The sequence below is a fragment of the Aeromonas dhakensis genome (assembly GCF_000820305.1).
GTDB lineage: Bacteria > Pseudomonadota > Gammaproteobacteria > Enterobacterales > Aeromonadaceae > Aeromonas > Aeromonas dhakensis.
The window spans coordinates 1-762 of record NZ_CDBH01000050.1 but is presented as its reverse complement, the minus strand read 5'-3'; the positions used below and the strand labels follow the sequence as shown (position 1 = coordinate 762).

The window sequence follows — 762 nt, the reverse complement described above, 5'->3', positions numbered from 1 at the left end:
GGGCAGCTGTTTGCAGACCTTGCGCTCACCATCGCCTGCGCGGTGACCGTCTCCATGCTGGTGGCGGTGACCGTGCTGCCGGCGGTGGCGGCGCGCTGGATGGGGCGCGAGCGGCTGACTGACCCCTATGAGGCGCTGTGGCAGGGCACCACCCGCCACGTGATCCGCTGGACTGCGACGCCCCGCCGGCGCTGGACCGTCATCACCCTGATGATGAGCCTGCCGGCGCTGGCGACCTGGGCCCTGCTGCCGAAGATGGACTACCTGCCGGACGTGAAGCGCGACGCGGTGGATGTCTGGATGAATTTCACCCCGGGCTTCAACCTCAAGGCCCAGCGCGAGGAGGTGATCGACACGCTCATCGCCAGGCTGGAGCCCTACATGAAGGGGGAGCAGGAGCCGGCCCTCAAGAACTACTACATATTGCGTTACCCGGGCGGTGCCCAGATCGGGGTGCGACCGAAAGAGGAGGACCAGATCAAGGTGCTGGAGCAGCTGTTGATGAAGCAGTTGCTGGTGGGCATCCCCGACACCCAGGTGTTTGGCGGTCAGGGGTCGCTGTTCGGCGGCTTTGACAGCGAGAACGGCATCTCCCTGTTGCTGCAGGGGGGCGATCTGGCCGAGCTCTATCGGGCGGCGCGGGCCGCCATGGCCATCGTCAAGCAGGATCTGCCGGGGGCCCAGGTCAGGCCGCAGCTCGGGAGAGGTGAAATCGCGATACGGCCACGGCCTGCACTGGGCCCCCGGCAGATCCTGCTTGAC

Annotated in this window: 1 protein-coding gene; it reads left to right on the top strand. The window is 66.9% G+C overall.

Features of this window, described 5'->3' with window-relative positions; translation table 11 throughout:
• Nucleotides 1-762 (top strand): efflux RND transporter permease subunit (locus tag BN1143_RS14980; protein WP_042051181.1); only part of this gene is annotated, 762 nt, incomplete at both ends.